The 23,841-nt window shown below is 70.8% G+C and carries 20 protein-coding genes; 18 read left to right on the top strand and 2 right to left on the bottom strand.

Going from position 1 to position 23,841, the window contains the following annotated elements; genetic code table 11:
• Window positions 1–12: 12 nt before the first annotated feature.
• Both ACZ7M3_RS23355 and ACZ7M3_RS23350 read left to right on the top strand, forming a co-directional pair.
• Window positions 13–1,392: a nitrate/nitrite transporter gene (locus ACZ7M3_RS23355; RefSeq protein WP_472065543.1), complete on the top strand. Its 1,380-nt coding sequence runs from the start codon at window positions 13–15 to the stop codon at window positions 1,390–1,392.
• 100 nt (window positions 1,393–1,492) lie between these two features.
• Window positions 1,493–2,653 carry a uroporphyrinogen-III synthase gene (locus ACZ7M3_RS23350; RefSeq protein WP_472065542.1) on the top strand — a complete coding sequence of 387 codons (1,161 nt, stop codon included), beginning with the start codon at window positions 1,493–1,495 and terminating at the stop codon, window positions 2,651–2,653.
• Here ACZ7M3_RS23350 and ACZ7M3_RS23345 read toward each other — a convergent pair.
• Window positions 2,602–3,159: an anthrone oxygenase family protein gene (locus ACZ7M3_RS23345; protein ID WP_472065541.1), complete on the bottom strand. Its 558-nt coding sequence runs from the start codon at window positions 3,157–3,159 to the stop codon at window positions 2,602–2,604. The two genes, ACZ7M3_RS23350 and ACZ7M3_RS23345, sit on opposite strands and share 52 nt — an antisense overlap.
• A gap of 179 nt (window positions 3,160–3,338) precedes the next feature.
• On the opposite strand from ACZ7M3_RS23345, the gene ACZ7M3_RS23340 reads away from it, so the two are divergent.
• The 6 genes from ACZ7M3_RS23340 (at window position 3,339) to ACZ7M3_RS23315 (ending at window position 10,703) form a co-directional block, all read left to right on the top strand.
• Complete coding sequence (locus ACZ7M3_RS23340) at window positions 3,339–3,926, top strand: CGNR zinc finger domain-containing protein (protein ID WP_452963963.1); 588 nt, start codon at window positions 3,339–3,341, stop codon at window positions 3,924–3,926.
• Window positions 3,927–4,260: 334 nt separating this feature from the next.
• Window positions 4,261–4,797 (top strand): sigma-70 family RNA polymerase sigma factor, encoded by a 537-nt coding sequence (locus tag ACZ7M3_RS23335; protein ID WP_054229655.1) that lies wholly within the window; start codon window positions 4,261–4,263, stop codon window positions 4,795–4,797.
• Window positions 4,798–4,835: 38 nt separating this feature from the next.
• Window positions 4,836–5,624: an anti-sigma factor family protein gene (locus ACZ7M3_RS23330; RefSeq protein ID WP_351310854.1), complete on the top strand. Its 789-nt coding sequence runs from the start codon at window positions 4,836–4,838 to the stop codon at window positions 5,622–5,624.
• 83 nt (window positions 5,625–5,707) lie between these two features.
• Window positions 5,708–8,134 (top strand): HelD family protein, encoded by a 2,427-nt coding sequence (locus ACZ7M3_RS23325; RefSeq protein WP_472065540.1) that lies wholly within the window; start codon window positions 5,708–5,710, stop codon window positions 8,132–8,134.
• A 424-nt stretch (window positions 8,135–8,558) separates the two neighbouring features.
• A complete protein-coding gene (locus ACZ7M3_RS23320) occupies window positions 8,559–9,980 on the top strand; it encodes an NAD-dependent malic enzyme (RefSeq protein ID WP_097225712.1) in 1,422 nt (473 codons plus the stop codon).
• Window positions 9,981–10,421: 441 nt separating this feature from the next.
• Window positions 10,422–10,703 (top strand): HU family DNA-binding protein, encoded by a 282-nt coding sequence (locus tag ACZ7M3_RS23315; RefSeq protein ID WP_007382399.1) that lies wholly within the window; start codon window positions 10,422–10,424, stop codon window positions 10,701–10,703.
• Between the two features lie 209 nt (window positions 10,704–10,912).
• On the opposite strand, the gene murA is transcribed toward ACZ7M3_RS23315, so the two are convergent.
• Complete coding sequence (gene murA / locus ACZ7M3_RS23310) at window positions 10,913–12,259, bottom strand: UDP-N-acetylglucosamine 1-carboxyvinyltransferase (RefSeq protein WP_067379861.1); 1,347 nt, start codon at window positions 12,257–12,259, stop codon at window positions 10,913–10,915.
• Window positions 12,260–12,539: 280 nt separating this feature from the next.
• Here murA and ACZ7M3_RS23305 point away from each other — a divergent pair, with 280 nt between their 5' ends.
• From ACZ7M3_RS23305 to ACZ7M3_RS23260, 10 genes are all read left to right on the top strand, one after another.
• Window positions 12,540–13,115: a YqgE/AlgH family protein gene (locus tag ACZ7M3_RS23305; protein WP_054229660.1), complete on the top strand. Its 576-nt coding sequence runs from the start codon at window positions 12,540–12,542 to the stop codon at window positions 13,113–13,115.
• Window positions 13,116–13,145: 30 nt separating this feature from the next.
• A complete protein-coding gene (locus tag ACZ7M3_RS23300; RefSeq protein WP_075029065.1) occupies window positions 13,146–13,442 on the top strand; it encodes a DUF3039 domain-containing protein in 297 nt (98 codons plus the stop codon).
• A gap of 262 nt (window positions 13,443–13,704) precedes the next feature.
• Window positions 13,705–15,024 carry an extracellular solute-binding protein gene (locus ACZ7M3_RS23295; RefSeq protein ID WP_472065539.1) on the top strand — a complete coding sequence of 440 codons (1,320 nt, stop codon included), beginning with the start codon at window positions 13,705–13,707 and terminating at the stop codon, window positions 15,022–15,024.
• A gap of 4 nt (window positions 15,025–15,028) precedes the next feature.
• A complete protein-coding gene (locus tag ACZ7M3_RS23290; protein ID WP_472065538.1) occupies window positions 15,029–15,973 on the top strand; it encodes a carbohydrate ABC transporter permease in 945 nt (314 codons plus the stop codon).
• Between the two features lie 2 nt (window positions 15,974–15,975).
• Window positions 15,976–16,824 (top strand): carbohydrate ABC transporter permease, encoded by an 849-nt coding sequence (locus ACZ7M3_RS23285; protein ID WP_373559073.1) that lies wholly within the window; start codon window positions 15,976–15,978, stop codon window positions 16,822–16,824.
• A gap of 1 nt (window position 16,825) precedes the next feature.
• Window positions 16,826–18,466, top strand: a complete 1,641-nt coding sequence (locus ACZ7M3_RS23280; RefSeq protein WP_472065537.1) for a beta-N-acetylhexosaminidase — start codon at window positions 16,826–16,828, stop codon at window positions 18,464–18,466.
• Between the two features lie 280 nt (window positions 18,467–18,746).
• Window positions 18,747–19,640, top strand: coding sequence for an FAD binding domain-containing protein (locus ACZ7M3_RS23275; RefSeq protein WP_067379849.1), 894 nt, complete (start codon window positions 18,747–18,749; stop codon window positions 19,638–19,640).
• Window positions 19,637–21,271, top strand: coding sequence for a (2Fe-2S)-binding protein (locus ACZ7M3_RS23270; RefSeq protein ID WP_472065536.1), 1,635 nt, complete (start codon window positions 19,637–19,639; stop codon window positions 21,269–21,271). Before ACZ7M3_RS23275 ends, ACZ7M3_RS23270 begins: the two co-directional genes overlap by 4 nt.
• On the top strand, window positions 21,268–23,574 hold the full coding sequence (locus ACZ7M3_RS23265; RefSeq protein ID WP_472065535.1) for a xanthine dehydrogenase family protein molybdopterin-binding subunit: 2,307 nt from the start codon (window positions 21,268–21,270) through the stop codon (window positions 23,572–23,574). The genes ACZ7M3_RS23270 and ACZ7M3_RS23265 overlap by 4 nt, the downstream gene beginning before the upstream one ends.
• Window positions 23,571–23,714 carry a hypothetical protein gene (locus ACZ7M3_RS23260; RefSeq protein WP_472065534.1) on the top strand — a complete coding sequence of 48 codons (144 nt, stop codon included), beginning with the start codon at window positions 23,571–23,573 and terminating at the stop codon, window positions 23,712–23,714. Before ACZ7M3_RS23265 ends, ACZ7M3_RS23260 begins: the two co-directional genes overlap by 4 nt.
• Window positions 23,715–23,841: the final 127 nt, after the last annotated feature.

Raw genomic sequence — 23,841 nt, 5'->3', positions numbered from 1 at the left:
CGTGGAGGCGTCATGACAGCCCCTAGTACAGCCCCCGCACCGAGCAGGGGAGGCCGCTGGATCCAGGAGTGGGACCCGGAGGACGAGACCTTCTGGAAAGAGACGGGTGAGAAGGTCGCCCGGCGGAATCTGCTCTTCTCCGTGCTCTCCGAGCACATCGGGTTCTCGATCTGGACCATGTGGTCGGTGATGGTGCTCTTCATGGGCCCCGAGTACGGGCTCACCCCGGCCGACAAGTTCATGCTCACCTCGATGGTGACGCTGGTCGGAGCCGTGGTGCGGGTGCCGTACACCTTCGCGGTGGCGATCTTCGGCGGCCGGAACTGGACCATCGTCTCGGCGAGCCTGCTGCTCGTCCCCAGCGTCGCCGCCTTCGCGGTGATGAAGCCGGGGACCTCCTTCACCACCTTCCTGCTGGTCGGTCTGCTCGCCGGCATCGGCGGCGGCAACTTCGCCTCCAGCATGACCAACATCAACGCCTTCTTCCCGTTGAGGAAGAAGGGCTGGGCGCTCGGTCTCAACGCGGGCGGCGGAAACATCGGCGTGCCCGTCATCCAGCTCGTGGCGCTCGCGATCATCGGCGCGAACGGCGGGCCGAGGGTCCTGCTGGGGATCTACATTCCGCTGATCGTCGTGGCCGCCGTGCTCGCCGCCGTCTCCATGGACAACATCGCGTCCGTGAAGAACGACACCGGCGCCGCCAAGGACGCCGCGAAGGACGCCCACACCTGGATCATGTCCTTCCTCTACATCGGCACCTTCGGGTCGTTCATCGGCTACAGCTTCGCCTTCGGGCAGGTGCTCCAGAACCAGTTCGGGCGTACTCCGCTGCAGGCGGCCTACGTCACCTTCATCGGCCCGCTGCTCGGCTCGCTGATCCGGCCCGTGGGCGGCTGGCTCGCCGACCGCTACGGCGGCGCGCGCATCACGCTGTGGAACTTCGTCGCCATGGCCGGCGCGACCGGTGTCATCGTCGTCGCCTCCACCCAGAAGTCGCTTCCCCTGTTCACGATCGCGTTCATCGCGCTGTTCGTGCTCACCGGGCTCGGCAACGGCTCGACGTACAAGATGATCCCGGGCATCTTCCAGGCCAAGGCCGTCGCCAAGGGCCTGGAAGGGGAGGCGGCGGCCTCCTACGGGCGGCGGCTGTCCGGCGCCTCCATGGGCCTCATCGGCGCGGTGGGCGCGCTCGGCGGCGTCGGCATCAACCTCGCCTTCCGGCAGTCCTTCCTCTCCTACGGCTCCGGCACCGGCGCCTTCGTGGCCTTCCTCGCCTTCTACGCGCTGTGCTTCCTGGTGACCTGGGCCGTATACCTTCGCGGCCCCGCCACCCAGACCCGTACGGCCACTGCCGCAGAGGCGAAGCCGCAGCTCAGCTACGTCGAGGTCTGACGTAACACGGGTGACATCAAGGGGTACCGAGCCTGTCACGGGGCGTTGACAGGCTCGGTCAGCCGTATCCGCACGAAGCCCCCAGCGCGAGACGAGAGCCATGGACGACGAACAGCAGCGACCGGTCGGGCAGGACTGTGGCCCCCTCGCGGGGTTCACCGTGGGCGTGACGGCCGCGCGGCGGGCCGACGAACTCGGGGCTTTGCTCCAGCGACGCGGCGCCGTCGTCCAGCACGCACCCGCCCTGCGCATCGTGCCTCTCGCCGACGACAGCGAACTCCTCGCCGCCACCAAGGAGCTGATCGACCAGGCGCCCGACATCGTGGTCGCCACCACCGCGATCGGCTTCCGCGGCTGGATCGAGGCCGCCGACGGGTGGGGGCTCGGCGAGGCCCTGCTCGGTCGGCTGCGCGGGGTCGAACTGCTCGCGCGCGGCCCCAAGGTGAAGGGCGCCGTACGGGCCCAGGGACTGACCGAGGAGTGGTCGCCCTCCTCCGAGTCCATGGCCGAGGTGCTCGACCGGCTCCTGGAGGAGGGCGTCGAGGGCCGCCGTATCGCCGTACAGCTGCACGGCGAGCCGCTGCCCGGGTTCGTGGAGTCGCTGCGGGCCGCCGGAGCCGAGGTCGTGGGGGTTCCCGTCTACCGGTGGATGCCGCCGGAGGACATCGGGCCCGTCGACCGGCTCCTCGACGCCACCGTCACCCGGGGCCTGGACGCGCTCACCTTCACCAGCGCGCCCGCCGCCGCCTCCCTGCTGTCCAGGGCCGAGGACCGCGGTCTGCTGTCCGAACTCCTCGCCGCCCTCCACCACGACGTCCTGCCCGCCTGCGTCGGCCCCGTCACCGCGCTCCCTCTGCAGGCGCACGGCATCGACACCGTCCAGCCCGAGCGCTTCCGGCTCGGCCCCCTCGTCCAGCTGCTCTGCCAGGAACTCCCCGGCCGGGCCCGTACGTTGCCCATCGCCGGCCACCGGGTCGAGATCCGCGGCCACGCCGTGATGGTCGACGGAGCGCTGCGGCCCGTACCGCCCGCCGGGATGTCGCTGCTGCGGACCCTGTCCCGCCGCCCCGGCTGGGTGGTCGCCCGGGCCGAGCTGCTGCGGGCGCTGCCGGGCGCCGGGCGGGACGAGCACGCCGTCGAGACGGCCATGGCCCGGCTGCGTACGGCACTCGGCGTGCCCAAGCTCATCCAGACCGTCGTCAAGCGCGGCTACCGACTCGCGCTCGACCCGGCCGCCGACTCCAAGTACGCCGACGTGTAGGCACGGTGGCGGTACAGGAGCAGGGCGCGGGTGAGGCAGGCCAGGGCGAGCGTCGACAACAGGGCCCGTACGACGTTCCAGGCGACCCAGGTGTCCTCGAACCGCCGGCGCGCGGCGGCCGGGTCGGCGATCGTCGTGGGGTTTCCGGCGTCCGCCAGACGGTTGTTGAGCGGGATGTTCACGGCGACCGTGAACAGGAAGGCCAGCGCGTACGCGGCGAGGGCGGCGAACACCCACCACCGGTGCGGGGACTTCCGCGACTGCCAGGCGGAGACCGCCGTGAGGACCAGCGCGCCCATGAAGCTCAGGAAGAACACCGGGTTCTGGATCACGTCGTTGATGTTCTGCATGACCTCGACGAAGACGCGGTCGTCACTGCGGGCCAGTGACGGCATGACGTCGCAGGCGAAAATGTAGAAGACCCCGGCGATCAGGCCCATCGCGACCGTGGCCGCACCCAGGACACCTCCGGCGGTGGTACGCCGCCCCGTGCTGTTCTCTGTCATGCCGTCGAGTCAACCGGCGTGGTCCTGCGTCGGACATGGCCGAGGCGCGCGGCCTCATAAGCGGACGTCCACCCCCCTGACCGGCACAGGTCTTCCGGTCGCGGGTGCAGCCATGCACTGTAGGGGGTACGACCTCTACCGACCCCTCACGGCGGTAACCCCAAGGCGGTGACAGGCACATGGCATCGGGCATGGCCACGGCCTCGTACGAGCTGAGATTCGACTCCGGGCGGATCTGCCTGGACCTCCTCGCGACCACCCACCCCGAGGAACGGCTGGACTCGGTGGACCGGCTGTGCGCCTGGATCACCCGCTCCGGGCTCGTCCCCGCGGGCACCCCGCTCGCGGCGGCCGACATCTCCTGGCTCGTGGGCTTTCGCGAACTACGCGATCATGTCGCCCGGTTGGTCCGCGGTGAGCTGGACGCGCGGCCCGCCGACTCCGCGCTCGCCCGCGTCAACGCCGTCGCGCTCGCCGCCCCGCCCGCCCCCTGGGCCGTACGCGCGGACGACGGCTCGCTGCGGCGCCGGCTGCACACCCCGCCCGGCCGCCCCGGGTTGCTCGCCGTCATCGCCCGCGACGCCCTCGAACTGCTCACCGACCCGGTGGCGCGCGCGAGCCTCAGACAGTGCGAGGGGGACAACTGCCCGATCGTCTACCTCGACACCTCCCGGGGGCGGCGCCGGCGGTGGTGTTCCAGCGAGGTGTGCGGAAACCGGGAGCGGGTGGCCCGGCATCGGCGCCGGGCGGCCCTCGCCCGCGCGTGAACCGCGTATGGCGCTCGTGAACCGTCCATGACGCTTGTGAATCGCCCATGACACGCGTGAACCGTGTATGAAACGCGTCACAGTGTCCCTGGCCTCGGCGACGCGATCCGGAGCCTCCGGTTCACCCGTATGTGATGTGTCGATCGCTTGAAGTGATCAACAAACTTCCTTCACAACTATTCCAAGAAATATGTCCCATCTCTTTGAACACGCGCACGCGCAGACACGTACTCCGGGACGAGCGACCGACTGGGGGATCCCCCGGACACCGGAGGTAGGCGTGCGCAAGGATTCCGCCGTGGCTGATGAACGAAGGTCAAGGGCCCGACATCGCATGAATCCATCTGCGTCGGCTTCGTCGAACGAACCCGACGAGGAGCTGATGCGTGCGCTGTACCGGGAACACGCGGGTCCGTTGCTCGCGTATGTGCTGCGGCTGGTCGCGGGGGATCGGCAACGTGCCGAGGACGTTGTGCAGGAAACACTCATCCGTGCCTGGAAGAACGCCGGTCAGCTCAATCGGGCGACCGGTTCGGTACGACCCTGGCTGGTGACGGTCGCCCGGCGCATCGTCATCGACGGTCACCGCAGCCGGCAGGCCCGGCCGCAGGAGGTGGACCCGTCACCGCTGGAGGTCATCCCCGCGGAGGACGAGATCGACAAGGCGTTGTGGCTGATGACACTGTCGGACGCGCTGGACGACCTGACCCCTGCTCACAGGGAGGTTCTGGTCGAAACGTACTTCAAAGGGCGTACGGTCAATGAGGCGGCCGAGACGCTCGGCATACCCAGCGGCACCGTGCGCTCCCGGGTGTTCTACGCCCTGCGGTCGATGAAGCTGGCGCTGGAGGAGCGGGGGGTGACGGCATGAACGCATACGGGGGTTACGGAACAGGCGGTCCAGGAGCCATGCAGGGACCACGGGGACAACAGAACCCCGGTGACAATATTCACGAAACCGTCGGCGCCTACGCCCTCGGTATCCTCGACGACGCCGAAGCGACGGCCTTCGAGGCCCATCTCGCCACCTGCGAGTGGTGCGGCCAGCAGCTCGACGAGCTCGCCGGGATGGAACCGATGCTCGCCGCGCTCGCGGATCTGCCCGCCTCGCAGGGCACCCCCGCCATCGGTGATTCGCTGGCCGCCCGCCCGAGCCCACAGCTTGCCGAACGACTGGTCGACGAGGTGTCGGAGCGACGCGCGGTCAAGCGCCGACGCGGCCTCTACCTCGTGGCGGCCGCGGCCGCGCTGATCATCGGCGGCCCGCTGACGGTGATGGCCGTCAACGGCGGCGACACCACCACCACCGCGTCGCCCGGCATGGCGATGGCCACCAGCCCGGCCAAGGCCGCCTTCGACGTCATGACGGACAAGAAGTCGGCCACGGACCCGAACACCAAGGTCAACGCCGTCGTCGCGATCGAGAAGAAGGACTGGGGCACCCACGCCGTCCTCCAGCTCAAGAACGTCAAGGGCCCGCTGAAGTGCTCGCTGATCGCCGTCGGCAAGAACGGCGAGCGCGAGACGGTGACCTCCTGGTCGGTCCCGAACTGGGGCTACGGCATCGCGAACGCCAAGACGGAAGAGGCGAAGAACCCCCTCTACGTCCACGGTGGCGCGGCCTTCAACCCGACCGAGATCGACCACTTCGAGGTCATGACCTTCGACGGGAAGCGGCTCGTCGAGGTGAACGTGTGAGCGATCTCAGGGCGCGCACGTAGCCTCACGGGGCCCCCTTCGCGTACGGTTGACGGCTGCCCAGCACGTCAGAAGGGGGCCCGGTGGCCGCTCAGGCTCAGCAGGAAACCGCGCTCGACCAGATCCACGATTCCGCACAGGACGATTCCGTACGGGATCGTGAGATCAGCGTCGAGCAGCAACATCTGGACCGGGTGTACCGGCGCCTCGAGGAGAAGATCCACGAGGCGGAGTTCCTGATGAACGACGCCGCCCAGCGCGGCCAGGTCGGTACACCGGGGGCGCTCGCGGAGCGCGACGCCCAGGTGTTCCGCGCGGGGATTCATCTGAATCGCCTGAACAACGAGTTCGAGGACTTCCTCTTCGGCCGGATCGACCTGCTGCTCGGGAAGGACGGCAAGAAGGGCCCGGACGGCGCCTACACGGCCGTCGAACCGGCCGAGGGTGTCGTGCAGGTGGACGAGGCCGGCCAGTACGCCTCCATCGCCGAGACGCTCCACATCGGCCGCATCGGGGTGCTGGACGCGGACTACGCGCCGCTGGTCATCGACTGGCGGGCGCCCGCCGCGGCTCCGTTCTACCGCTCGACACCGGTCGACCCGGGCCGCGTCGTACGCCGCCGGGTCATCCGCTCCAAGGGCCGCAAGGTCCTCGGCGTCGAGGACGACCTGATGCGCCCCGAGCTCAAGGCCACCCTCGACGGCCGGGAACTCCCGGTGATCGGCGACGGCGCCCTGATGGCCGCGCTCGGCCAGGCCCGCAGCCACACCATGCGGGACATCGTGGCGTCCATCCAGGCCGAACAGGACCTGGTGATCCGCGCTCCCGCCGCGTCGGTGACCTACGTGGAGGGCGGCCCCGGTACCGGCAAGACGGCCGTGGCCCTGCACCGGGCGGCCTATCTCCTCTACCAGGACCGCCGCCGGTACGCGGGCGGCATCCTGATCGTCTCCCCGACACCGCTCCTGGTCGCCTACACCGAGGGCGTGCTGCCCTCCCTCGGCGAGGAGGGCCAGGTCGCCATCCGCGCCATCGGCTCCCTCGTCGACGGCGCGGAGGCCACCCTGTACGACTCCCCGGCCGTCGCCCGCGCCAAGGGCTCGTACAGGATGCTCAGGGTGCTGCGGAAGGCCGCCAGGGGTGCGCTGGAGACGCCCGGCGGCAGCCCGGGCCGGTCCACCGCCGCCGGGGACCGGTCGGAGCAGCTCGCCTTCGGTGAGGAGGCCGCCCCGGCCCCCTCGGTTACCCCCACCCGCCTGCGTGTCGTCGCCTTCGGGCGGCGCCTGGAGCTGGAGGCCGCCGAGCTCGACCGCATCAAGCACAACGCGCTGAGCGGGACCGCGCCGGTGAACCTGCTGCGCCCGCGCGCCCGCAAGCTGCTGCTGGACGCGCTGTGGGCGAAGTCCGGGGCCGGTACGCGGCACACGGACCCGGAGCTGGCCGCCGAGCTGCGGTCGTCCTTCGACGAGGACGTCGCCTCCGAGGACAGCTTCATCGACTTCCTGACCGCGTGGTGGCCCGAGCTGACCCCACGGGGCGTCCTGGCCGCCATGGCCGACGAGCGGCGCCTCGGCCGCTGGGCGCGCCGGATCCTCAACCCCGGCGAGGTGCGCCGGGTCGCGCGCTCGCTCAAGCGGGACGGGCTGTCCGTCCACGACGTGGCGATGCTGGACGAGCTCCAGGCGATCCTGGGGATGCCCGTCCGGCCCCGCAAACGCCGCGAGCTGGACCCGCTGGACCAGCTCACCGGTCTCGAGGAGCTCATGCCCGTACGCGAGGAGTCGCAGCGCGAGCGGGCCGAGCGGCTGGCGCAGGAGCGCGTCGAGTACGCGCACGTCATCGTCGACGAGGCGCAGGACCTCACGCCCATGCAGTGGCGGATGGTGGGCAGACGCGGCCGACAGGCCACCTGGACCGTCGTGGGCGACCCGGCACAGTCCTCGTGGTCGGACCCCGACGAGGCCGCGGAGGCCCGTGACGAGGCCCTGGGGAGCCGTCCCCGGCGCCGCTTCACCCTCACCGTCAACTACCGCAACCCCGCCGAGATCGCCGAGCTGGCCGCCAAGGTCCTCGCCCTCGCCATGCCCGGCTCCGAGTCCCCCTCGGCCGTACGGTCCACCGGGGTCGAGCCGCGTTTCGTGGCGACGGGCAACGCGGGCGCCGGCGTACGGGACTCGCTCGCGCAGACCGTGCGCGCCGAGGCCGCGCGTCTGCTGGACCGGGTGGACGGCACGGTGGGCGTCGTGGTGGCCATGAACCGGCGCGAGGAGGCCGCCCGCTGGCTCGCCGGGCTCGGCGAGCGGGTGGTGGCGCTCGGGAGTCTGGAGGCGAAGGGGCTGGAGTACGACGCGACGGTGGTCGTCTCACCGGCGGAGATCGCCGACGAGTCGCCCGCGGGTCTGCGGGTGCTGTACGTCGCCCTCACCCGGGCCACGCAGCAGCTGACGATCGTCTCCGGCGACCGCGACGAACCCGACGCGAACGGGGTGCCGGATCTGCTCAGGGACTGACCCCCGCGGGGGCCGACGCCCCGAATGAACTCTCGGGGTGGGAATTGCCTTACGGGGATCGTTTGTTACCGTGGATGTGACACCGGCCCGATCCAAGCCCCCGGGCCCAACCTTCGTCGCTACGAGCGACCACTTGCCGCGAGGCGAGCATGGCGGGTCGGTGTCACTGAACGAGGAGAGGCTCACGTCACGTGACGTGAGCCTCTTTCGTTGTCCGGCTCTCGTTGGCCGACCGTTTCCCCTGAGGTTCACGTACTCTCGTATGGTGGAAGTTGTCTTCCGAAATCGTCCGCTTTGCCTGCGAACAAAACGTTCGCAATCCGGGGCGGCTACCGCGTACTGAGGGGTAGGTGCGACGATCGGACGGCACACCCGCGAGACAGCGCGACCCAGCAGTACACGGTGAAAGCAGAGGAAGTCGGCCATGGCAACGGCGCCCAGCGTCTCCTACTCGATTACGGTCCGACTGGAGGTGCCCGCGAGCGGAACCGCGGTCTCCCAGATCACCACGGCCGTAGAGTCCCACGGAGGCTCGGTGACCGGCCTCGACGTGACCGCCTCAGGCCACGAGAAGCTCCGGATCGACGTCACCATCGCGGCGAGCTCCACGGCCCACGCCGACGAGATCGTCCAGCAGCTGCGCGGCATCGAGGGCGTCACGCTGGGCAAGGTCTCCGACCGTACGTTCCTCATGCACCTCGGCGGCAAGATCGAGATGCAGTCGAAGCACCCGATCCGCAACCGTGACGACCTCTCCATGATCTACACCCCGGGCGTGGCCCGCGTGTGCATGGCGATCGCCGAGAACCCCGAGGACGCCCGCCGCCTCACCATCAAGCGCAACTCCGTTGCGGTCGTGACGGACGGCTCGGCCGTGCTCGGCCTCGGGAACATCGGCCCCAAGGCCGCCCTCCCGGTCATGGAGGGCAAGGCGGCCCTCTTCAAGCGCTTCGCCGGCATCGACGCCTGGCCGCTGTGCCTGGACACCCAGGACACCGACGCGATCGTCGAGATCGTCAAGGCCATCGCCCCCGGCTTCGCGGGCATCAACCTGGAGGACATCTCCGCGCCGCGCTGCTTCGAGATCGAGGCCCGGCTGCGCGAGGCCCTCGACATCCCCGTCTTCCACGACGACCAGCACGGCACCGCGATCGTCGTCCTCGCCGCCCTCACCAACGCCCTGCGTGTGGCGGGCAAGGGCATCGGTGACATCCGGGTCGTCATGTCCGGCGCGGGCGCGGCCGGTACGGCCATCCTGAAGCTGCTCATCGCCGCGGGCGTCAAGAACGCCGTTGTCGCCGACATCCACGGTGTCGTGCACGCGGACCGCGCGGACCTCGTCGACGCGGCCCCGGATTCGCCACTGCGCTGGGTCGCCGACAACACCAACCCCGAGGGCCTCACAGGCACGTTGAAGGAGGCCGTGCGCGGAGCCGACGTTTTCATCGGCGTCTCCGCCCCGAACGTGCTCGACGGCGACGACGTGGCCGCCATGGCCGAGGGTGCCATCGTGTTCGCGCTCGCGAACCCCGACCCCGAGGTCGACCCGGCAATCGCCCGCCAGACCGCGGCAGTTGTCGCCACCGGCCGCTCCGACTTCCCCAACCAGATCAACAACGTGCTGGTCTTCCCGGGCGTCTTCCGCGGCCTCCTGGACGCCCAGTCCCGCACGGTCAACACCGAGATGATGCTGGCCGCCGCGGCCGCGCTCGCGGACGTGGTGACCGAGGACGAGCTGAACCCGAACTACATCATCCCCAGCGTCTTCAACGACAAGGTCGCGGGCGCGGTCGCCGGAGCGGTGCGCTCCGCGGCGAAGGCGGCGGGTGTGACAGCGGCGGAGTAGGGCGATCGGCGCCGGTGCGGGCGTCGCCGGGGGCCTGCCGCTCCCGGATCCGGCGGTGTGACTTGCTGTGACGATCGCCACGACGGCCGCGCGTCGGCGCGTCGCGGGATGCGGGGTCCCTGGCCGCCCTCTAGGGTGGCGGCCAGGCTCAGGCCTCCCAGGCCCTGCGGTCCGCTGCCGGGAGCGGACGGAGCGTCACCACACTGAGGCAGTGGCGCTTTTCGTGTGACTCCCAAGGGTGTTCGTGTGACTCCCAGGGGTGCCGGATTGGCTTTCCCGCCGCAGGTGGGGGCAGGATGCGTCTTCGGGCGCGAGGGTCTGGCTACGGACCCGGGTCCGGGGACCGACCGAGGGCCCTGGCAGCATCGGCTTCGCCGCATCAACCATGCGGCTCCGCCGCGTGGCACGCCTCAACGGCAAGAAGAACACGGGAGTAACAACATGAACCGCAGTGAGCTGGTGGCCGCGCTGGCCGACCGTGCCGAGGTGACCCGCAAGGACGCCGACGCCGTTCTGGCCGCGTTCGCCGAGACCGTCGGCGAGATCGTCGCCAAGGGCGACGAGAAGGTCACCATCCCCGGCTTCCTGACCTTCGAGCGCACCCACCGTGCCGCTCGCACCGCGCGCAACCCGCAGACCGGCGACCCGATCCAGATCCCGGCCGGCTACAGCGTCAAGGTCTCCGCGGGCAGCAAGCTCAAGGAAGCGGCCAAGGGCAAGTAAGCCGCGTCCGTGTGCCACGGGACGGCGCACGAACCGCAGTAACGCCAATGGGGCGGCCCCCTTGACCGGGGGGCCGCCCCATCGTCGTACGCACGCCTGGAACCGCGCCGCGGGCGCCGACCGCGCCGTCCGGGCCCCGGACAGCCGTGTCAGCCGAGCGCGGGTCGTGCTGTCCGAGCGCCGGCCGTGCTGTCCGAGCGCCCGCCGTGTTATCCGAGCGCCTTGCCCGGCAGCTCCACCTTGGCGCCCAGTTCCACGAGCTTCTCCATGAAGTTCTCGTAGCCGCGGTTGATCAGGTCGATGCCGTGGACGCGGGAGGTGCCCTGGGCCGCGAGGGCGGCGATCAGGTACGAGAAGCCGCCGCGGAGGTCGGGGATGACCAGGTCGGCGCCCTGGAGCTTGGTCGGGCCCGAAACGACGGCCGAGTGCAGGAAGTTGCGCTGGCCGAAGCGGCAGTTCGAGCCGCCGAGGCACTCGCGGTAGAGCTGGATGTGCGCGCCCATCTGGTTCAGCGCGGAGGTGAAGCCGAGGCGGGACTCGTACACCGTCTCGTGGATGATCGACAGCCCCGTGGCCTGCGTCAGGGCGACCACCAGCGGCTGCTGCCAGTCGGTCTGGAAACCGGGGTGGACGTCCGTCTCCAGGGCGATGGACTTGAGCTGCGAGCCCGGGTGCCAGAAGCGGATGCCCTCGTCGTCTATCTCGAACGCGCCGCCCACCTTGCGGTAGGTGTTCAGGAACGTCATCATCGAGCGCTGCTGGGCGCCGCGGACGTAGATGTTGCCCTCGGTCGCCAGCGCCGCGGAAGCCCAGGAGGCGGCCTCCAGGCGGTCCGGGAGGGCCGCGTGGGTGTAGCCGCCGAGCGAGTCCACACCGGTGATGCGGATCGTCCGGTCGGTGTCCATGGCGATGATCGCGCCCATCTTCTGCAGCACGCAGATGAGGTCCTCGATCTCGGGCTCCACGGCGGCGTTGGACAGCTCGGTGACGCCCTCCGCGAGCACCGCCGTCAGCAGCACCTGCTCGGTCGCGCCGACGGACGGGTACGGCAGCTGGATCTTCGTGCCGCGCAGCCGCTGCGGAGCCTCCAGGTACTGGCCGTCCGCCCGCTTCTCTATCCGCGCGCCGAACTGCCGCAGCACCTCGAAGTGGAAGTCGATCGGCCGGCCGCCGATGTCACAGCCGCCGAGACCCGGGATGAACGCGTGCCCCAGACGGTGCAGCAGCGGGCCGCAGAAGAGGATCGGGATGCGCGACGAGCCCGCGTGGGCATCGATGTCTGCGACGTTCGCGCTCTCCACGTGCGACGGGTCGAGGATCAGCTCGCCCGGCTCCTCACCCGGACGGACCGTCACGCCGTGCAGCTGCAGCAGCCCGCGTACGACGCGCACGTCGCGAATGTCGGGGACATTGCGCAGTCGGCTCGGAGCGCTGCCCAGCAGGGCGGCGACCATGGCCTTCGGTACGAGGTTCTTCGCACCGCGGACACGGATCTCGCCCTCGAGCGGGGTTCCGCCGTGGACAAGCAGTACATCGTCAGAGCCGTTGACGGTCATGTATCTCGCGTTCCGATGAGTTGGGCAGGAATATGCGTCGGCAGGCCGGTTGGGCGGGAGCCGAAGAGCAAGGGTAATCGCCGTCCACCCCCCTTAAGTAGGCCCAAGGACCACCCAGGAACGTCATAGCTTTGCCACAACACGAACCGTTCCGAATCGGGCACACGGGGTCACCGGTGACGGTGTGCGCGGGGGACGCTTCTCTGCGCCCTGAGCTGCATTCACTCGGGTACGGGTATTGGGTCCCCCTACCCGGGGAAGATGCGGGATCATGTCTGGCATGACCGAGGTGTCCTCGCTCACAGGGCGGCTGCTCGTGGCCACGCCCGCCCTGGCGGACCCGAACTTCGACCGCGCGGTGGTGCTGCTCCTCGACCACGACGAGGAGGGCTCGCTCGGTGTCGTCCTCAACCGGCCGACCCCGGTGGACGTCAGCGACATCCTGGAGGCCTGGGCCGACCTGGCCGGGGAGCCCGGCGTCGTCTTCCAGGGCGGCCCGGTGTCGCTGGACTCGGCGCTGGGCGTCGCGGTGATCCCGGGCGGCGTCGCCTCCGGGGAGCGCGCGCCACTCGGCTGGCGGCGGGTGCACGGCGCGATCGGCCTCGTCGACCTGGAGGCCCCACCGGAACTCCTCGCCTCGGCCCTGGGCTCCCTGAGAATCTTCGCCGGGTACGCGGGCTGGGGCCCCGGCCAACTGGAGGACGAGCTGACCGAGGGCGCCTGGTATGTGGTGGAATCCGAACCGGGAGACGTCTCCTCCCCGTCTCCGGAGCGCCTCTGGCGTGAGGTCCTGCGCCGTCAGCGCAACGAACTCGCGATGGTGGCGACGTATCCGGACGACCCTTCACTCAACTGATGCCCGTGACCTTCAGTACCCTTGGCTCTCATGAGCACTCTTGAGCCTGAGACCCAGCCCCAGCGAGGCACTGGGACGGGGACCCTCGTGGAGCCGACGCCGCAGGTGTCGCACGGCGACGGGGACCACGAGCGCTTCGCCCACTATGTCCAGAAGGACAAGATCATGGCGAGCGCCCTCGACGGCACGCCCGTCGTGGCCCTCTGCGGCAAGGTGTGGGTCCCGGGCCGCGACCCGAAGAAGTACCCCGTGTGTCCCATGTGCAAGGAGATCTACGAGTCCATGGGCGCCGGCGGCGACAAGGGCAAGGGCGGCCAGGACAAGTAACGGGCCCCGCCGAGGACCGGCGGCCCGACGATCACAAGGCCCTCGGGGTGCGTTCCGGCGCGCCCCGAGGGCCTTTGTGTCGTGTGCGCAGGCGGTCTTTGCGGTCTTTGCGCCGGGTGCCGTTGCACAGGGTGCGCCCCGTGGTCACAGAGTGGTGGAGACCTCTTGTGGACATGTTCATGTAGTCCATAGCCTCCGGTGTGTTGTGCAGAGCGAAACCGCCATTGCGTATGTTGCAACGCTCCCCATCGGAGGATGCTCGATGAAGCTCTCTGTGAAGCTGCCCGTGAAGCTCCCCGCCCGAACGGCCGTCGCCCTCGCCGCCCTTGTCGTCGCCACCGCCTGCGCCCCCCAGACCTCCGACAACTCCTCCTCCGGAAAGGACGAGAAGGCCGGCACACTGCGGGTCTGGCTCTTCCAGGAGGTCAACAACGGGCCGAAGGAGAAGGTCGTCGACGCGGCCGTCAGCACCTTCAAGAAGGCCCACAAGGACACCAAGGTCACCATCGAGTACATCCCCGTGGAGACCCGCGCCCAGCGCATGAAGGCCGCCTTCAACGACCCGAAGAGCGCCCCCGACGTCATCGAGTACGGCAACACGGACACCGCCGGCTATGTCAAGGACGGCGGACTCGCCGACGTCACCGAGGAGTTCGGCGACTGGAGCGAGGCCAAGGACACCGACCCGACCGCCAAGCAGTCCGTGACGGTGGACGGGAAGACCTACGGCGCCCCGTTCTTCGTCGGCGTCCGCGCCCTTTACTACCGCACCGACATCCTCAAGGGCCTCGGCCTCGAGGCCCCCACGACCCAGGCCGAGTTGATCTCCACCGCCAAGAAGATCCGCGCGGCCGATCCCGACCTCTACGGACTCGTGGTCGGCGGCGCCTACACGTACGGCGCGATGCCCTTCATCTGGTCCCAGGGCGGCGAGATCGCCCAGGGCAAGGGCGGCTCCTACGCCGCGACCATCGACAGCGCGGCCGCCCGGAAGGGCATCAAGGCCTACACCTCGCTGTTCGGCGCCGACAACTGTCCCGCCGCCAAGTGCGCGGGCATGACCGGCAACGACACCGTCACCGCGTTCTCCTCCGGCAAGGCGGGCATGGCCATCGGCGGCGACTTCAGCCACGCCGCGATCGAGGCCGGGAAGATCAAGGGCAAGTACGCGGTCGTGCCGTTGCCCGGTGTGAAGCCTGGCTCGGTGGCACCGGCGTTCGCGGGCGGCAACAACATCGGCGTCCTGAAGAGCACCTCGCACCGCACCCTCGCCGTCGATCTGATGGAGCAGCTGGCGAGCAAGAAGACCCAGAGCGAGCTCTTCGACACCATGGGGTTCCTGCCCACGTACACCGACGTGCGGGACGCGGTCGCGAAGAAGCAGCCGTTCGTCGCGCCCTTCGTGAAGACCCTCGCCTCGGGCACCAAGTTCGTGCCCGCCTCGGCCGCCTGGTCCCAGATCGACGCCTCGCTCGTCCTGCCGACGATGTTCCAGGAGGTCATCAGCGGCAAGAAGGACGTCGCGGCGGCCTCGAAGGACGCGGCGAAGAAGATGAACGACGCGTTCAGCTCCGTGGGGTGAGCGGATGACCACGCAAGAGGCCGTCGCCCAACCGGTCACGGTCGCGAAGGCCGTGGCCACCCTCCCCGGCCGCCGGCGCGCCCGCTGGACCCCCTGGCTCTACCTCGCCCCCGCCCTCGTCGTCCTCGGTGCCCTGCTCGTCTACCCCATCTACCAGCTCGGCCTGATCTCGCTCCTGAAGTACACCCAGGCACAGGTCAGCGGCGGCGAACCGACCGCCTTCGAAGGGTTCGGCAACTACACCACCCTCTTCGCCGACGACCAGTTCTGGCAGGTCCTGATCGCCACGCTGGTGTTCGCGGCGGCCTGCGTGCTCTCCACCCTGGCCGTCGGCTGCGCCCTCGCCGTGCTCCTCACCCGCGTACGGGCCCTGCCGAGGCTCGTCCTGATGCTGGCCGCGCTCGGCGCGTGGGCGACCCCGGCGGTCACCGGGTCCACGGTCTGGCTGTTCCTGTTCGACCCCGACTTCGGGCCCGTCAACCGGGTCCTCGGAATCGGCGACCACTCCTGGACGTACGGGCGCTGCAGCGCCTTCGCGCTCGTCCTGCTCGAAGTGGTCTGGTGCTCCTTCCCGTTCGTGATGGTGACGGTCTACGCGGGGATCCGCGCCGTACCGTCCGAAGTGCTGGAGGCGGCCGCCCTGGACGGCGCCTCGCAGTGGCGGATCTGGCGCTCGGTGCTCGCCCCGCTGCTCCGCCCGATCCTGGTGGTCGTCACCATCCAGTCGGTCATCTGGGACTTCAAGGTCTTCACACAGATCTACGTGATGACGAACGGCGGCGGCATCGCAGGCCAGAACCTCGTGCTGAACGTGTACGCCTACCAGAAGGCCTTCGCCTCCTCGCAGTACGGCCTCGGCTCGGCGATCGGCGTGGTCATGCTGGTGATCCTGCTGGCGGTCACGCTGGTGTACCTGCGGCTGTTGCGCGGGCAGGGGGAGGAACTGTGAGCCTGATACCCGGCTTCGTACGGCGTCCCCGGCGCCCCTGGCGGCTCGCCGCCGAGGCGTCCGCGCTGCTGATCGCGGTGGTCGTCGCCTTCCCCCTCTACTGGATGGTGCTCGGCGCCTTCAAACCGGCCGGGGAGATCGAGTCCACCGAGCCCCGGCCGTGGACGCTTTCGCCCTCCCTGGATTCCTTCCGGCGCGTCTTCGGGCAGCAGGAATTCGGCCGCTACTTCGTCAACAGCCTTGTCGTGGCGGGGTCCGTGGTCGTCGTCTCGGCGCTGATCGCGTTTCTCGCGGCGACGGCGGTCACCCGATTCCGCTTCCGTTTCCGGACCACCCTGTTGATCATGTTCCTGGTCGCGCAGATGGTGCCCGTCGAGGCGCTGACGATCCCCCTCTTCTTCCTGATGCGGGACTTCGGCCAGCTGAACACGCTGGGCTCGCTGATCCTGCCGCACATCGCCTTCTCGCTGCCGTTCGCGATCTGGATGCTGAGAGGTTTTGTGAAGGCGGTTCCCGAGGCGCTGGAGGAGGCCGCGTACATCGACGGGGCGAGCCGTACGCGATTCCTCTGGCAGATCCTTTTCCCGCTCGTCTTCCCGGGGCTGGTGGCCACGAGCGTCTTTTCCTTCATCTCGGCCTGGAACGACTTCCTGTTCGCCAAGTCCTTCATCATCAGCGACACCTCGCAGTCGACCTTGCCGATGGCCCTCCTCGTCTTCTACAAGCCCGACGAGCCGGACTGGGGCGGCGTGATGGCGGCGTCCACGGTGATGACGATTCCCGTGCTCATCTTCTTCGTACTCGTACAGCGACGCCTGGTCTCCGGCCTCGGCGGAGCGGTGAAGGACTGACGTGAACGATGTGATTCCGGCGCCCCGCGCCGTCGAGGGCCCCATGCGCTGCGGGGTCGAACTCGACGCGGAGACCACCCTGTGGGCCGCTCCCGGCACGGACGCCACGGAGCGCCGGCTGCGCGCCACGCTCGGCGCCGCGCTCGGCCTGCCGTTGCGACCAGGACCGCAGGACGCCCGCAACGCCGTACGACTGCTCCTCGACGACACCCTGGAACCGGAGGCGTACAAACTCAGCGTCGTCGTCGACCGGGGCATCGAGATCCGGGGCGGTGGCGCGGCCGGGGTGTCCTGGGGCGCGCAGACGCTGCGTCAACTCCTTGGCCCCGATGCCTTCCGCCGCGCCCCCGTCCGGCCGGGGAAGACGTACGCAATCGCGCACCAGATCATCGAGGACGCCCCCCGATTCCCCTGGCGCGGTCTCATGCTGGACGTCTCCCGGCACTTCATGCCCAAGGACGGCGTCCTGCGTCACCTCGACCTCATGGCCGCCCACAAACTCAATGTCTTCCACTTCCACCTCACCGACGACCAAGGCTGGCGTGTCCAGATCAACCGGTATCCGAAGCTGACGGAGGTCGGGTCCTGGCGGGCGCGCACGAAATTCGGCCATCGTGCCTCGCCCCTGTGGGAGGAGAAGCCGCACGGGGGCTTCTACACGCAGGACGACATCCGCGAGATCGTCGCGTACGCGGCCGAGCGGCATATCAGTGTCGTCCCCGAGATAGACATCCCCGGGCACTCGCAGGCTGCCATCGCCGCGTATCCGGAACTGGGCAACACCGACGTCATCGACACGACCTCCCTGACCGTCTGGGACACCTGGGGCATCTCCAAAAACGTACTCGCCCCCACTGACAACACCCTGCGCTTCTACGAGGGGGTGTTCGAGGAACTCCTGGAGCTCTTCCCGGCGGACGCCGGACCGTTCTCGGGGTTTGTGCACATCGGCGGCGACGAGTGCGCCAAGGACCAGTGGAAGCAGTCGCCGACCGCGCAGGCGCGCATCAGGGAACTGGGGCTCGCGGACGAGGACGAGTTGCAGTCCTGGTTCGTCCGGCACTTCGACAACTGGCTCTCCGCACGCGGGCGTCGGCTGATCGGCTGGGACGAGATCCTGGAGGGCGGGCTGGCCGAGGGGGCGGCGGTGTCCTCGTGGCGCGGCTACCGGGGCGGTGTCACGGCCGCCCGCGCCGGCCACGACGTGGTCATGTGCCCCGAGCAGCAGGTCTACTTGGACCACCGTCAGGCCCCGGGCCCGGACGAGCCGGTGCCGATCGGATATGTCCGCACCCTGGAGGACGTCTACCGCTTCGAACCCGTTCCACCCGAGCTCACCGAGGCGGAGGCGCGGCATGTGCTGGGCACTCAGGCGAACGTGTGGACCGAGGTGATGGAGGACCCTGCGCGCGTGGACTACCAGGCCTTCCCCCGGCTGGCGGCCTTCGCCGAGGTCGCCTGGAGCGCCCTGCCCGCCCCCGCCGAGCGGGACTTCGCCGACTTCGAGCGGCGGATGGCCGCCCACTACGGGCGACTTGACGCCCTGGGCGTGGCCTACCGCCCGCCCACGGGCCCCCTTCCGTGGCAGCGACGCCCAGGTGTGCTCGGACGTCCGATCGAGGGGGCGCCCCCAAACGTGTGAGGTGACCCCCGACCGGCGTGTCCCGGCCCGTTCGCCTCGACGCAGTGGCCCCACAAGGCAAAAGGCGCCCAAGCGCCACCGAAGAGTGGCAATTCGTACTGACCGGCGATGCCGTAGGAAAACGGACCATCTCCCTGGTGAGGGGGCGAATGCCTCCTAGCGGACCCCCGCGTCGAGGGCCGGGGAAGATGTGCCAGAGTTGCCACGTCCGCCCTGTCAGCACGTACCGTACGCGCAACACAGGTGGGACCAGGTGGGGCAGCGGGAAGGGGCAGCCGGTTTGACCACGCACGCACCGCAGGCGGCGCAGGCCGTGACGCTGCCCGCCTCGCTGGACGAGGCAGTGGCGGCGCTGGCCGCCATGCCCGCCGCCGTCCCCGTGGCCGGCGGCACCGACCTCATGGCCGCCGTCAACTCCGGACAGCTGCGGCCCGCCGCGCTCGTCGGCCTCGGCCGGATCAGCGAGATCCGCGGCTGGCAGTACCAGGACGGCCACGCGCTGCTCGGCGCCGGCCTCACCCACGCCCGCATGGGGCGCCCCGACTTCGCGGCCCTCATCCCGGCGCTCGCCGCCGCCGCGCGCGCCGCGGGACCGCCGCAGATCCGCAACGCGGGCACCCTGGGCGGCAACATCGCCTCGGCGGCTCCCACGGGGGACGCGCTGCCCGTGCTGGCCGCCCTGGAAGCCACGCTGATCATCGCGGGCCAGGGCGGAGCCCGCCGTGAGATCCCGGTGTCGCACCTGCTCGCGGGCATGGAGATGCTCCGCGGCGGCGAACTCATCGGCTACGTGCGTGTGCCGTTGCTGCACGCGCCGCAGGTCTTCCTGAAGGCGACCGGACGCACCGGACCCGGGCGCGCCATCGCGTCCGTGGCGCTCGTCCTGGACCCGGCGCGGCGCGGCGTGCGGTGCGCCGTGGGCGCCATAGCGCCGATGCCGCTGCGGCCCCTGGACGCGGAGGCTTGGGTCGCCCGGCTGATCGACTGGGACAACAACCGGGCGATCGTGCCGGAGGCGCTCAACGCCTTCGGGGAGTACGTCGCCGCGGCCTGCATTCCCGATCCCGTCCCGGCCGAGGACGGCTCCGTGCAACAGCTTCCGCCCGCCGTACTGCACCTGCGGCGCACCGTCGCCGCGCTGGCCCGACGAGCACTGGGGAGGGCACTGTCGTGACCGACGACCAGCACGGAGAGAGCACTCCGCGGACCAGCGGCAGGTGGGACCCCCTCCCGCAGGGGGACTACGACGACGGCGCCACCGCCTTCGTCAAGCTCCCCGAGGGCGGAATCGACGCCCTTTTGGCGGAACGTGAGACGCCTCTCGCGGCGCCCGGCCACGGCTATGTGCCCCCCCGGATCACCACGGCGCCCCCGGCGGCCGACCCCGGGGCGACGGGCACCTGGGCCACGCCGGCCGAGGCCGTCCAGTGGCCGGACCCCAACGCCGCGCATCAGGAAGCCGTACGCCACGAGTCCGGGCGCCAGGAGTCCGGGCATCAGCAGGCCGCGCACGACGGGTTCTCGTACCACCCCGGCGCCACCGGGCAGTGGGACTTCGGGGAGGCCACCCGGGAGGGCGCCTCCTCCGGCCACCACCCGGCCGACGCGCCCGGACACGACGTCACCGGACAGTGGTCGATCCCGGTCGCCGGGGGGGATCTTCCGGACGAATCGGGCGAGTTCACCACGTCGGCCCTGGTCGAGCAGTGGGGCGGCACGCCGCCCGCCACGCTCCCGGGCGGCGCGGCGGCGCCCTGGGCGACCTCGGAGATCGGCGAGCCGTGGTCCGCCGCGCCGCGCGCGGCGACCCCCGAGGCCCCGGGGGCCCCTGAGGGCCCCGTGGAGCCCGCGCGGCACACGCATGCGGAATCGGCCGCCGAGGCCGCCCAGGCGGCCGCGCAGGCCGCTCACGAGGCTCCTGAGCCGGTCGCCGGGCCCACGCCCGCGACGGCCGAGGCGTACGGGACCCCGGACGGCGCCGGACCGGACTCCGACCCGGCCATGCGGACTGCTCGGGCAGCGGTCCCGGAGGACTCCTCGGAGTACCTTTCGGAGCATCTTCCCGAGCACCCTTCGGAGCACCCCGAGACCCCGGCGCCGGACGCCCCCGGTGCGGAGGCGAGCGATCCGGAGACCTCTGCGCCGCCCCCGCACGACGAACACCCCCTGGCGTCCTACGTCCTGCGCGTCAACGGCGCCGACCGCCCCGTGACCGACGCCTGGATCGGCGAGTCGCTGCTCTACGTCCTGCGCGAGCGCCTCGGCCTCGCGGGCGCCAAGGACGGCTGCTCGCAGGGCGAGTGCGGAGCCTGCAACGTGCAGGTGGACGGGCGGCTCGTGGCGTCCTGCCTGGTGCCCGCCGTCACCGCCGCGAGCAGTGAGGTGCGTACGGTCGAAGGCCTCGCCGCCGACGGACAGCCCTCGGACGTGCAGCGCGCCCTCGCCAAGTGCGGCGCGGTGCAGTGCGGTTTCTGCGTCCCGGGCATGGCCATGACCGTGCACGACCTCCTCGAGGGCAACCCGGCCCCCACCGAACTCGAGACCCGCCAGGCGCTGTGCGGCAACCTGTGCCGCTGCTCCGGCTACCGCGGGGTCCTGGACGCCGTGCGCGAGGTCGTCGGCGAACGCCAGGCGCACAGCGCGGCCGCCGCCGAGGCCACACCGGACGCGGGCGAGCCGCGCATCCCGCACCAGGCGGGGCCCGGCGCGGGCGGTGTCAACCCCTCGGCGTTCGAGGACCCTTCTCCATACGACTCCCAGGCGCCGCATGAGCAGCCGTACGGCCAGGACGGAGGCCAGGCGTGAGCAACGAGACCGCGACCACGACTTCCGCGGTACCCGACACCGGCCCCGAGCCGCTGCCGCACGGGCTCGGCGTGTCGCTGCCCGCCGCGGAGGCCCGCGCCAAGACGGAGGGCACCTTCCCGTACGCGGCCGACCTGTGGGCCGAGGGCCTGCTGTGGGCGGCCGTGCTGCGCTCGCCGCACCCGCACGCGCGCATTCTGTCCATCGACACCAGCCACGCGCGCGAGATGCCCGGCGTACGGGCGGTCATCACCCACGAGGACGTGCCCGGCGCCGCCCTGCACGGCCGCGGTCGCGCGGACCGCCCGGTCTTCGCCTCCGAGGTCGTACGCCACCACGGCGAGCCCATCGCGGCCGTCGCCGCCGATCACCCGGACACCGCGCGGATGGCCGCCGCGGCCGTCATCGTCGAGTACGAAGTACTCGACCCGGTGACCGACCCGGAGCAGGCGTTCGAGGCCGAACCCCTGCACCCCGACGGCAACCTGATCCGGCACATCCCGCTGCGCCACGGCGACCCGGACGCGGTCGGCGAGGTCGTCGTCGAGGGCCTGTACCGCATCGGCCGCCAGGACCCGGCCCCGATCGGTGCCGAGGCCGGACTCGCCGTGCCCCGCCCGGACGGCGGCGTCGAGCTCTACGTCGCCTCCACCGACCCGCACACCGACCGTGACACCGCTGCCGCCTGCTACGGCCTGGAGCCCGAGCGGGTGAAGGTCGTCGTCACCGGAGTGCCCGGCGCCACCGCCGACCGCGAGGACCAGGGCTTCCAGCTCCCGCTCGGCCTGCTGGCCCTGCGGACCGGCTGCCCGGTGAAGATCACCGCGACTCGCGAGGAGTCCTTCCTCGGCCACGCCCACCGGCACCCCACCCTCCTGCGCTACCGCCACCACGCGGACGCCGAGGGCAGGTTGGTGAAGGTCGAGGCGCAGATCCTGCTCGACGCGGGCGCCTACGCCGACACGTCCGCCGAGTCGCTGGCCGCCGCGGTCTCCTTCGCCTGCGGTCCCTACGTCGTCCCGAACGCCTTCATCGAGGGCTGGGCCGTGCGCACCAACAACCCGCCCTCCGGCCATGTGCGCGGCGAGGGCGCCATGCAGGTCTGCGCCGCCTACGAGGCGCAGATGGACAAGCTCGCCAAGAAGCTCGCCCTCGACCCCGCCGAACTGCGCCTGCAGAACGCGATGGCCACCGGGGACGTGCTTCCGACGGGCCAGACGGTGACCTGCCCGGCCCCGGTCGCCGAGCTGCTCCAGGCCGTACGCGACTACCCCCTGCCCGCGCTCCCCAAGGACACCCCCGAGGACGAGTGGCTGCTCCCGGGCGGCCCCGAGGGCGCGGGCGAACCCGGCGCCGTACGCCGCGGGGTCGGCTACGGCCTCGGCATGGTTCACATGCTCGGCTCGGAGGGCGCGGACGAGGTCTCCACGGCCACGGTCAAGGTCCACGACGGTGTCGCCACCGTCCTGTGCGCGGCCGTCGAGACCGGCCAGGGCTTCACCACCCTGGCCCGCCAGATCGTGCAGGAGACCCTCGGCATCGACGAGGTGCACGTGGCACCGGTCGACACCGACCAGCCGCCCGCGGGCCCCAGCTGCCGGGGCCGCCACACCTGGGTGTCGGGCGGAGCGGTCGAACGCGCCGCGAAGATGGTCCGTACGCAGCTCCTGCAGCCCCTGGCCCACAAGTTCGGCATGTCCACGGAGCTCCTCCAGATCACCGACGGCAAGATCACCTCGTACGACGGTGTGCTCTCGACGACCGTCACGGAGGCGATGGACGGCAAGGAGCTGTGGGCCACCGCGCAGTGCCGCCCGCACCCGACCGAGCCGCTGGACGAGGCGGGCCAGGGCGACGCCTTCGTGGGCCTGGCCTTCTGCGCGATCCGCGCGGTGGTGGACGTGGACATCGAACTGGGCTCGGTGCGGGTGGTGGAGCTCGCACTCGCCCAGGACGTCGGCCGGATCCTCAACCCCGCCCAGCTCACGGCCCGCATCGAGGCGGGCGTCACCCAGGGCGTCGGTGCCGCGCTCACGGAGAACCTCCGCACCGCGCGCGGTCTGGTCCGCCACCCCGACCTCACCGGTTACGCCCTCCCGACCTCCCTGGACGCCCCCGACATCCGCATCGTCAAGCTCGTCGAGGAGCGCGACGTCGTCGCCCCCTTCGGCGCGAAGGCGGCCAGCGCGGTGCCGGTCGTGACATCCCCGGCGGCCGTCGCGTCCGCCGTACGGGCGGCGACGGGCCGCCCCGTCAACCGCCTCCCGATCCGTCCGCAAGCCGCCGTGGTGACCACGTCATGACCACCCCCGAGCCGACGACCCGCGACCCCGAGCAGCCGCGCTACGAGCCCCCGCCGAGCGTCGGGAAGCTGGCGCTGTGGCTCCTGCTGTTCGTCGTCGCGGCCGTGGTGGTCGTCCTGGGCGGCCTGTACCTCACCTGAGCCGGGCGGTGGCCGCGGCTGATCGTCGGTGTCGGCCACGACCGGGTGCCCCCGATGGCTTGAACCCGCGTGTTTCCGGGCCGTACGCCCTGCGTGCCTGCGGGTTTCCGGCGTTGTCAGTGGGGCG

This window comes from Streptomyces sp. NPDC111656, assembly GCF_055656965.1.
The sequence above is the reverse complement of the archived record's forward strand: the minus strand, read 5'-3'. Positions and strand labels throughout refer to the sequence as shown.